We start from the raw sequence: 9,142 nt of genomic DNA, 5'->3' as shown, positions 1-9,142 counted from the left end.
ATGAACCAGTTGTTATCAAACCAGTTTCTCCATGAGTGCAGGTGATTAGGCGAGCAAGACCTTGCCCTCCCGCACACCCGAGGCGTCCGCGGACATCATACGCATGCGTTAACAGTAGCTACTCCCTTATACATCTAGCCCAAGATGCGGCCCGCTGTCGACAAGCGATTTGGAATAAGGGCATTATCAAATCGAAGTTACAGATATATGTCAGGCGCGACCACCGAATGGCCAATTTATGACAGATAAGCAACGAGCTGATTTCATGGAATTTTTTGCCACTTGCCCGAAAGGGCTCGAAACCCTGCTGGCTACCGAGTTGGAGAGTCTGGGTGGCACGACCACCAAGACTACTGTCGCCGGGGTTCATTTCCAGGCGCTGCTCGATGCTGGCTATCGAGCCTGCTTATGGTCACGCTTGGCCAATCGGATTATTTTATGCCTGGCTCACGAAGAAGGTATGGAACACCCAGCACAGATCAAGGATGTCGCTCAGTCCTTGGACTGGCGTGAGCATCTGCGTCCTGGTACCACCATGGCAGTAGATTTCCATGGTATCTCGGATCATATCCGTCATACCCGCTTCGGTGCCCAGATAGTCAAGGATGGGGTAGTCGATAGTCTGCGTGCGGCTGGCCAGGAACGGCCCAATATCGATCCCCGTCATCCCGACTTGCGTCTCTATGCGCATCTGCATCGTGGCCGCTTGACACTGGGCGTCGATCTGTCTGGCGATAGTTTGCACAAGCGTGGCTACCGCCGAGAACTGGGACATGCTCCACTCAAGGAGAATCTAGCCTCGGCATTGCTGGTTCGCGCCGGTTGGCCGGCTCGTGCCAAGGCCGGCGAAGCATTGATCGATCCTCTGTGTGGCTCTGGCACCCTGGTGATCGAGGCCGCGCTGATGGCTGCCGATATTGCTCCCAACCTCAATCGTGAGCGCTTCGGCTTCCATGGCTGGGCTGGACATGATATGGCCCTGTGGCGCGAGCTCAAGCGCGAAGCAGAAGCGCGAGCCAGTATCGGACGCAAGCGCTGCAACGCGCGCCTCTATGGCTTCGATCAGAGCCCTCAGGCCATTGCGGCCGCCAAGGCCAATGCCATGCGTGCGGGTATTCCGGCGCTGATCGAATTCAAGGGAGCTTCGGTAGCGCAACTGACGCACCCAGCGAACCTTCCAGCCGATGCCCAAGGGCTATTGATCACTAACCCTCCCTATGGTGAGCGATTGGGGGAGCTTCCAGCGTTGGTGCCCCTGTATGCCGATCTTGGCTCACGTGCTCGGCAACAATTTCCGGGCTGGCGTCTGGCGCTGTTTACCGGCAACCCTGATCTGGGTCATCGCACCGGCCTACGGGCTGCCAAACAGTATGCTTTCAAGAACGGCCCGCTCGAATGCAAGCTGTTATTGATCGAGATTCCCGAGGTTGCCGACGAGTCGACCAGGGAAGTTGACCACGGGGTTTCGTCCCGGCCGGCGCGTTCGGAAGGAGCGCAAATGTTCGCCAACCGCCTGGAGAAGAATCGCAAACGCCTGAAGAAGTGGTTGGAACGCTCTGGCGAAAGCTGTTACCGGCTATATGACGCCGACATGCCGGAATATGCTCTAGCTATCGATATCTATGGTGACCACGTGCATGTTCAGGAATACGCGCCCCCCAAATCGGTCGATCCAGCTCAAGCGCAGCGCCGCTTGCTCGATGCCCTCGGTGTGATTCCCGAGATGCTTGGAGTGCGTGCCGAGAATGTCCACTTCAAGCAGCGTGAGCGTCAGGCCGGTAAGGCGCAGTACCAAAAGCAGGCCACCAGCGGTGAGCGCTTCCAGGTGCGCGAAGGCCGAGCGAAGCTGTGGGTCAATCTGCGCGATTACCTGGATACAGGATTGTTTCTTGACCACCGACCAGTGCGCCGGCTATTGGCCGAGATGGCGGCCGGCAAGCGTTTCCTCAATCTGTTCTGCTACACCGGGGCCGCCACCGTGCAGGCGGCGTTGGGCACGGAACGTGAAGGTGGTGCCAGTGACAGCATCAGTGTCGACCTGTCCAATACCTATCTGGAGTGGGCTCGCGACAATATCGCCCTTAATCGTCTCGATCCTAGCCGCCACCGTGTTATCCGTGACGACTGCTTTCACTGGCTGGAGACCGCTGGCAGCGAGTTCGACCTGATCTTTCTCGATCCGCCGACCTTCTCCAACTCCAAGCGCATGGAGGGGACGCTGGACATCCAGCGCGATCACGCGCGCCTCGTCGACCTGGCCATGGCGCGACTCGCACCCGGAGGAACACTGGTATTCTCCAACAACCAACGGCGCTTCAAGCTCGATGACGAGCTGATCGAGCGCTACGTGGTGGAGGACATCTCGGCCAAGACGTTCGACCCGGATTTCCAGCGCCGTCCTGATCTGCACCACTGCTTCCTGATACGTCATCAAGAGGCGCTATGAACCGGCTGACACTCTATACCACCCTCGGTTGCCACCTGTGCGACGAACTCGAGCATTATCTCGCGACGCTCAGCGCTGTTGAAGTTATCCTCGAAAAGGTCGAAATCGCTGACGATGACACCCTGATGGTGCGCTACGGCGAGCGGATACCGGTATTGGTAGATGCCGATGGGGAGGAACTGGAGCGAGGTTTCGAGCCTGAGCGTCTAGCGGCATGGCTGGATGAGCGTGGCTGGCTCCGTGAAGGAGTGTTGGATACTACTGGTGCTCCGGCTAGTGAACCGAAGGGCGCGTATCTGCGCCAGGGCCGGCGGTTTCTGGGATAAAAAGCGGTAAGCTATAAGCTGTAAGAAAAACCTGGTTTGTCCGGCTATTGCAGATGATTCTGGCTTACGGCTTACGGCTTACGGCTTACGGCTTACGGCTTACGGCTTACGGCTTACGGCTTACGGCTTACGGCTTACATGCCATCTATCAGCGATAGCTGCCTGACCGCATCACGTCCTTCGGGGGAGTCGGCCTGGGCTTCGAGCACCTTATGGAAGCCGCGTGAGGCCTGAATGGTCGCTACGTCGTCCAGCCACATCATGGCTTGGGCATGGTCATCCGCAAGCTGGTGTTTGAGGCCGCCGAACTGAGTGCCGATCTGGCCCCAGGCACGGCTGAAAATCCAGTCGCCGAACATATCCTGATGGATATGCACCAAGACATAGTCATGGTCACTTTCCCAACGAACGATCACGGCGACTCCTGCGTGGATGGTGAACCGAAGCGGTTCGTACATGCTATGTTGGGGCACTATTGTAAAGACTTGGGCGTGCCGGACAAGCCATCATCGCCAGGAGGGACTTCATCATGCACTTGCTCGTCGATCATCAGATTCCCCTGGCCGACGCCTTTTTCGGTGACTTGGGCCACTTGAAACGAATGCCGGGACGCGAGATCGATGCGGCCGCGGCGGCCAAGGCCGATATCATGATCATACGTTCAGTCACGCGTATCGATGAAACCTTGCTGGCCGATAGCAACGTGCGCTTCGTTGGTACCTGCACCATTGGTACCGACCATGTCGACCGGCAAGCGCTGAAGGATCGTGGCATCGGTTTCGCCAGCGCCCCGGGTTGCAATGCCGAGGCCGTGGTCGATTACGTGCTCTCCAGCCTGTTGCTGATCTGTGAGCGCGAAGGCGTGGCGCTCGATGCGCGCCGCGTAGGAATCGTCGGGGTTGGCAATGTCGGTGGGCGGTTGTATCGGCGGCTTTCGGCACTGGGTATCGATTGCCTATTGTGCGACCCACCCAGGGCGGAGGCCGAGGGAGAAGACGGTTTCATCGATCTGGATCTTCTGCTCGACCAGGCGGATATCGTCTGCTTGCATACGCCATTGGTGCGTAGTGGCCTCCATGCCACTTGGCACTTGCTCGACGCCACGCGGATTGCCGCTCTCAAGCCGGGGACGGTGCTGCTCAATGCCGGGCGCGGTGCTTGCGTGGATGGAGAGGCGCTGAGCGAACGTTTGGCGCAGCGTGGCGATATCACCACCATTCTCGATGTCTGGGAACACGAACCGGGGATCGATGAGACCCTGTGGCGCCAGGTGGACATCGCCACGCCGCATATCGCTGGCCATAGTCTCGATGGCAAGATGCGTGGCACTGAGCAGGTCTATCTCGCCTTGATGGAGTTTCTTGGTCTGCCGAGACGTCACCATCTCGACGACCTGGCGCCATCACCGACGTTGTCGCGCCTGACACTGGACGCTGGACATGGCGTATGGGAGGCCCTGCGGCTCTGTATGCGTGCCTGCTACGATGTCAGGCGTGACGCCGATTCATTGAGCAGGGAGCAGCGACGTCGGGGCATGGCGGCCGGCTTCGATCATTGCCGGGCCCATTATCCGCTGCGTCGCGAATTCTCCACCCTGGAAGTGGAACTCAAGCCCGGCGCCGTCGAGCTTGTCCCTTGGCTGACAGCGGCGGGATTCAAGGTGATGACGGGTTGAATCGATCCCTGACTCGAGATCAAGTTGGGCTACGGGCTTCAAGCGTTTGGTTGCTCGTCGCTCGTAGCCCGCTACTCGTGGCGATTACTGACGATATGCCGATTCCTTCAATGCCCGAATCCGGTCATCCAGCGGTGGGTGGCTGGCGAACAGCCGTTCCATGATCTTGCGGGTCTGACCGGTGGTGATGGCGAAAGCCGTCAAGGTCTCCGGCATTTGATCGGGCATCTGGGTCTCGGCCTTGAGCCGGGCCAGGGCATTGATCATGGCGCCGCTACCGGCCAGCTTGGCCCCAGCGGCATCGGCGCGGTACTCGCGGAAGCGCGAGAACCAGGCGACGATAGCCGAAGCTATCAAGCCGAAGACGATCTCGGCGACGATCACAACCGCAAAGTAGCCCATGAAGCCCAAGCCCGCGCCGTCATCACTACGGCTGCGTAGGAAGCTGTCGACCAAGTGGGCGACCACGCGGGCGAAGAACATCACGAAGGTGTTGAGCACGCCTTGGATCAGCGCCAGGGTCACCATGTCGCCATTGGCCACGTGACCGATCTCGTGGGCCAATACTGCGCGTATTTCTTCCGGCCGCATGCGGTTGAGCAAGCCAGCGGAGACAGCCACCAGGGCAGCGTCCTTGTTCCAGCCAGTGGCGAAGGCGTTGGACTGCTGGGCAGGGAAGATGCCGACCTCCGGCATCTTGATGCCGGCGTCACGGGAAAGCTCCGCCACGGTTTCCAACAGCCACTTCTCGGTAGCGTTACGTGGCTGCTCGATGACTTGGGTACCGGTGGAGCGCTTGGCCATCCATTTGGAGATGAACAGCGACACCATGGAACCGGCCATGCCGAAGATGAAACAGAAGATCAACAAGGCATTGAAGTTGATGCCTTGTTCGGTGAGGTAGGGGGCCACCCCCAACAGGCGCAGGGTAATGCTGGCCACGATGATGACCGCTAAGTTGGTGGCCAGGAAAAGAAGAATTCGCATCATATGGGTGTTTCTCCTGAAACGGTGACCCTATTACCAAAACTGAATGTTAGATACGGTCAAGGTTATTGGGTTTCAAGCTTAATTCAGCTTTTCCTTGGGCGAGTCGGTACCTCTATTGGCGATAACGTTCCAGAAAATTAGCGAAGCGATCCAAAGCGTCACCAAGCTGTTCTGCCCAAGGCAGGGTCACGATGCGCACGTGGTCGGGTTGCGGCCAGTTGAAGGCCGTGCCCTGGACCAGCAGGATCTTTTCCTGCAGGAGCAGATCGAGCACCAATTTTTCATCGTCGTGGATATTGAAGACCTTGGGGTCGAGCCGTGGGAAGGCATAAAGCGCTCCCTTGGGCGTCACGCAGGACACGCCAGGGATGGCATTCAGCTTCTCGACAGTAATATCGCGTTGTGCGCGTAATCTCCCACCGGGCAGGATCAGGTCATTGATTGACTGATAGCCGCCCAATGCCGTCTGGATGGCATGTTGGGCCGGAACATTGGCACACAGGCGCATCGAGGCCAGCATATTGAGGCCTTGGATGAAGTCCGCTGCTCGATGCTTGGCTACCGTTCCCGAGAGGATCATCCAACCGGAGCGGAAACCGGCACAACGGTAACTCTTCGATAGGCCATTCATGGTCACTACGAGCTGGTCGTCGCTGGCCAGAGCACCAGTGGAGACATGCTCGGCCTCGTCGTAGAGAATCTTGTCGTAGATCTCATCGGAAAACACCACCAGGTGATGTTCGCGGGCGATATCCAGCAACTCGCGAATCACATCGGGCGGGTAGACGGCACCGGTGGGGTTATTGGGGTTGATCAGTACGATGGCGCGGGTATGGCTAGTGACCTTGGCGCGGATGTCGGCAATATCCGGCGCCCAGTCAGCCTGCTCGTCGCACATATAGTGTACCGGACGACCGCCGGACAGGTTGGCGGCGGCGGTCCACAGCGGATAGTCGGGTGCCGGGATCAACACCTCATCACCGTCATTGAGCAGCGCCTGCATGGCCATCACGATCAGTTCGGAGACGCCGTTACCGATGTAGATGTCCTCGATGCCGACGCCAGGGATGCCTTTGCGCTGGCACTCCTGCATTACTGCCTTGCGCGCCGAATACAGCCCCTTGGAGTCACAATAGCCCTGAGCAGTGGGGAGGTTGCGCATCACGTCCTGGAGAATTTCTTCCGGCGCTTCGAAGCCGAATGGCGCGGGATTGCCGATATTCAACTTCAAGATGCGCTGGCCTTCGTCTTCCAGACGCTTGGCATGATCGAGTACTGGCCCGCGGATGTCGTAACAGACGTTGTCGAGCTTGTGCGATTTCCTGATCGAGGTGGGGGTGTCCATGAAGTGTCCGTCAACTCAGTTAGCGTTATGGGGCTGGGCGTCGTCGGTGTCGGCGGTATCGTCGCTGTCGATGTTTGGTACGGGAATATCGGCAGGCGTCTCCAGGGTCACCTGGCCGAGCTTGCCATCACGCAACTCGTGCAGCAGTACTTCCGCACCACGGTGCAGATCGACCTCGCCACCCGGGCGCAGGCCGCCTCGCTTGGAAGCGATCTCGCGCACGATGGCGGTACCATCGAAGCCAGCCATGGCCATCAGGTCGTGGTGTAGAGGGCCATCGGCCTCGACCCGGACGGCATCGGGATGGGGGGCATACGCCGGCAACGCCTTCAGCTTGTAACGCGCTATCAACGCCTCAGGGTAGCGCTTGGCCAGTTCAGCGGCGGCAATCACCGCCACGTCCAGGTAGTCGATGGCGGTATCGCGGATAGCGCCGCTGGCGGCCAGGCGGTATGCACTCGCCTGATCCTCGATCTTTGGCCATAGCACACCGGGAGTGTCGATCAGCGCTACACGACCCTCGATGCGCACCTTCTGCTGGCGTTTGGTCACTGCCGGCTCGTTGCCAGTCTTGGCGATCTTGCGCCCAGCCAAGCCGTTGATCAGTGTCGATTTACCAACATTGGGAATGCCCATCACCATCACCCGCACGTCGCGGTCGGCGCGCACCTGGCCGGCCAGTTCATGGCATAACCGGGGAATTCGCTTGAGTTCGCGGGCGTTGGTCGTGGTCACTGCCAGTGCACGAGTATCCGTCAGAGCGTCGAAATGCGCTACCCATTCGCGCGTGCGTTCGGGGTCTGCCAAGTCGGCTCGTGAAAGGATCTTCAACACCGGCTTGTGCTCAGTCAGCTCGGCCAGCATAGGGTTGGCACTGGAGTAGGGCAGGCGGGCATCGAGAACTTCCAGCACCACGTCGATTTCCGGCAGGGCGTCCTTGATTTGGCGACGCGCCTTGTTCATGTGTCCCGGGAACCAGCCGAGCATTGTCATTCTCCTGCACGCAGCGAAACGAAACGGTCGCCTATCTTAACAGAAGGGCGACCGGCGTGACGTGGCTGTTGTGCAGTGGAGAGAGGAGAGGGGGTCACTCTCCTGCGTGAAAATCGATGGCCACCGAGTTGATGCAATAACGCAGCCCAGTGGTGTCGGGCGGACCATCGGGGAAGACATGGCCGAGATGAGCGTCGCAGCGAGCACAGACCACTTCCGTGCGGGTCATGCCATGAGAAGTATCGAGGCGCTCCTCCACTACCGACTTGGTCATAGGGCGATCGAAGCTGGGCCAGCCGCAACCAGCATCGAATTTGTGCTCGTTCTCGAACAGCGGGGCATGACAGCAAACGCAATGGTAGATGCCATGCTCCTCACTGACTTGATGATCGCCACTGAATGGGCGTTCCGTCCCTTTTTCGCGAGTCACGTGGTACTGCTCGGGGGTGAGTTGGCTGCGCCACTCGGTATCGCTTTTCTCGACTTTCTTGCGCATGGCGTTTCTCCGTACAGGCCCTCGAAATCCTGGCTTGTGGCCGATCCCTCCATCTGACAACGAAATGGGGGATCATTTCCAGCATAGTCTGATGCGCTCGAAAATCCCGCCTGATTGGGCCGCTTGACAGCCTTCGGGGCGCTCAGTAACATACGCGCCACCTTGTTGAGGCAAGCGATGCGTCCCATTCGTCTAGTGGTCCAGGACACCGCCCTTTCACGGCGGGAACAGGGGTTCGAACCCCCTATGGGACGCCACTTCCTCGGCAATGTATTGGTATGCGGGAATAGCTCAGTGGTAGAGCATCGCCTTGCCAAGGCGAGGGTCGCGAGTTCGAATCTCGTTTCCCGCTCCAAACTCCCAGTTCGGTGGGGGGAGTAGGCCGACGTGAGGGTCGCGAGCCGGTGCGCCGGTCCGATCGAATCTCGTTTCCCGCTCCAAACTCGAACGAGTACGTCCCATTCGTCTAGTGGTCCAGGACACCGCCCTTTCACGGCGGGAACAGGGGTTCGAACCCCCTATGGGACGCCATCCTCGTGCCGAGGGTTTTGTAGTAAGGTAGAATCAGGGTGTCATTTGCGGGAATAGCTCAGTGGTAGAGCATCGCCTTGCCAAGGCGAGGGTCGCGAGTTCGAATCTCGTTTCCCGCTCCAAACACCCCTTCGATAAGGAACAGGTCGACGTGAGGGGCGCGAGTTGGAGCGCCACCCGGTCTAATCACGTTATCCCGCTCCAAGCCCGAGCGATTACGTCCCATTCGTCTAGTGGTCCAGGACACCGCCCTTTCACGGCGGGAACAGGGGTTCGAACCCCCTATGGGACGCCACTCGCACCTGACCCAGTAGGCTGCCATCAGCCTATAATGACCTGA

General features: G+C 59.1%; 8 protein-coding genes and 5 tRNA genes. 8 read left to right on the top strand and 5 right to left on the bottom strand.

Annotated features, from left to right (window positions below; translation table 11 throughout):
- The first annotated feature begins 265 nt into the window (after positions 1 to 265).
- On the top strand, positions 266 to 2,446 hold the full coding sequence (gene rlmKL / locus L861_RS07480; protein WP_016416445.1) for a bifunctional 23S rRNA (guanine(2069)-N(7))-methyltransferase RlmK/23S rRNA (guanine(2445)-N(2))-methyltransferase RlmL: 2,181 nt from the start codon (positions 266 to 268) through the stop codon (positions 2,444 to 2,446).
- Complete coding sequence (locus L861_RS07475; RefSeq protein WP_016416444.1) at positions 2,443 to 2,772, top strand: glutaredoxin family protein; 330 nt, start codon at positions 2,443 to 2,445, stop codon at positions 2,770 to 2,772. Before rlmKL ends, L861_RS07475 begins: the two co-directional genes overlap by 4 nt.
- A gap of 134 nt (positions 2,773 to 2,906) precedes the next feature.
- Here the strand turns inward: L861_RS07475 and L861_RS07470 are convergent, their stop codons facing one another.
- Positions 2,907 to 3,188, bottom strand: coding sequence for a hypothetical protein (locus L861_RS07470; RefSeq protein WP_016416443.1), 282 nt, complete (start codon positions 3,186 to 3,188; stop codon positions 2,907 to 2,909).
- Between the two features lie 113 nt (positions 3,189 to 3,301).
- On the opposite strand from L861_RS07470, the gene pdxB reads away from it, so the two are divergent.
- Positions 3,302 to 4,447 carry a 4-phosphoerythronate dehydrogenase PdxB gene (pdxB, locus tag L861_RS07465; RefSeq protein ID WP_016416442.1) on the top strand — a complete coding sequence of 382 codons (1,146 nt, stop codon included), beginning with the start codon at positions 3,302 to 3,304 and terminating at the stop codon, positions 4,445 to 4,447.
- An 84-nt stretch (positions 4,448 to 4,531) separates the two neighbouring features.
- On the opposite strand, the gene htpX is transcribed toward pdxB, so the two are convergent.
- The 4 genes from htpX to msrB all read right to left on the bottom strand — a co-directional run bounded on the left by htpX (position 4,532) and on the right by msrB (position 8,271).
- Positions 4,532 to 5,437, bottom strand: coding sequence for a protease HtpX (gene htpX, locus L861_RS07460; protein WP_016416441.1), 906 nt, complete (start codon positions 5,435 to 5,437; stop codon positions 4,532 to 4,534).
- Positions 5,438 to 5,549: 112 nt separating this feature from the next.
- The gene (locus L861_RS07455; protein WP_016416440.1) at positions 5,550 to 6,782 is read right to left on the bottom strand and encodes a pyridoxal phosphate-dependent aminotransferase; all 1,233 of its coding nucleotides are present in this window, start codon (positions 6,780 to 6,782) and stop codon (positions 5,550 to 5,552) included.
- A gap of 15 nt (positions 6,783 to 6,797) precedes the next feature.
- Positions 6,798 to 7,769, bottom strand: a complete 972-nt coding sequence (ylqF, locus tag L861_RS07450; RefSeq protein ID WP_016416439.1) for a ribosome biogenesis GTPase YlqF — start codon at positions 7,767 to 7,769, stop codon at positions 6,798 to 6,800.
- Between the two features lie 100 nt (positions 7,770 to 7,869).
- The gene (gene msrB / locus L861_RS07445) at positions 7,870 to 8,271 is read right to left on the bottom strand and encodes a peptide-methionine (R)-S-oxide reductase MsrB (RefSeq protein WP_016416438.1); all 402 of its coding nucleotides are present in this window, start codon (positions 8,269 to 8,271) and stop codon (positions 7,870 to 7,872) included.
- A gap of 181 nt (positions 8,272 to 8,452) precedes the next feature.
- On the opposite strand from msrB, the gene L861_RS07440 reads away from it, so the two are divergent.
- The 5 genes from L861_RS07440 (at position 8,453) to L861_RS07420 (ending at position 9,097) form a co-directional block, all read left to right on the top strand.
- Positions 8,453 to 8,528 (top strand) — tRNA-Glu (locus L861_RS07440).
- Between the two features lie 23 nt (positions 8,529 to 8,551).
- A tRNA-Gly gene (locus L861_RS07435) sits at positions 8,552 to 8,626 on the top strand.
- A gap of 100 nt (positions 8,627 to 8,726) precedes the next feature.
- Positions 8,727 to 8,802 (top strand) — tRNA-Glu (locus L861_RS07430).
- A 47-nt stretch (positions 8,803 to 8,849) separates the two neighbouring features.
- Positions 8,850 to 8,924 (top strand) — tRNA-Gly (locus L861_RS07425).
- A gap of 97 nt (positions 8,925 to 9,021) precedes the next feature.
- A tRNA-Glu gene (locus L861_RS07420) sits at positions 9,022 to 9,097 on the top strand.
- The last annotated feature ends 45 nt before the right edge of the window (positions 9,098 to 9,142 follow it).

This window comes from Litchfieldella anticariensis FP35 = DSM 16096, assembly GCF_000409775.1.
GTDB lineage: Bacteria > Pseudomonadota > Gammaproteobacteria > Pseudomonadales > Halomonadaceae > Litchfieldella > Litchfieldella anticariensis.
This window is presented reverse-complemented; position numbering and strand designations above follow the sequence as displayed.